Here is a 217-nt window from a genome sequence, read left to right as displayed (position 1 = left end):
AAGAGGTCCTAACAAAGGCGTTGGACGTGGCGGTAGGTGATCAGGCAGGTGGCGAGGCCGAGGAAGGCTTCGTGGATGTCGTCGCGTCGTTCCCAGCGGATGCGCAGGCGACGGAAGCCGCGCAGCCAGGCGATCGTCCTCTCGACCACCCAACGGAAGATGCCCGGGCCAGAACCGTGAGGCTGGCCCCGTTCGGCGATCGCCGGGCGGATGCCGC

1 protein-coding gene is annotated in these 217 nt (G+C 67.7%); it reads right to left on the bottom strand.

Going from position 1 to position 217, the window contains the following annotated elements; genetic code table 11:
- Positions 1-8 precede the first annotated feature (8 nt).
- Positions 9-217: transposase (locus tag C3488_RS39880; protein WP_146068050.1), on the bottom strand; the 209-nt coding region annotated here is incomplete at its 5' end.

It is taken from the genome of Streptomyces sp. Ru72 (genome assembly GCF_002920635.1).
Taxonomy (GTDB): Bacteria; Actinomycetota; Actinomycetes; order Streptomycetales; family Streptomycetaceae; genus Streptomyces.
The sequence above is the reverse complement of the archived record's forward strand: the minus strand, read 5'-3'. Positions and strand labels throughout refer to the sequence as shown.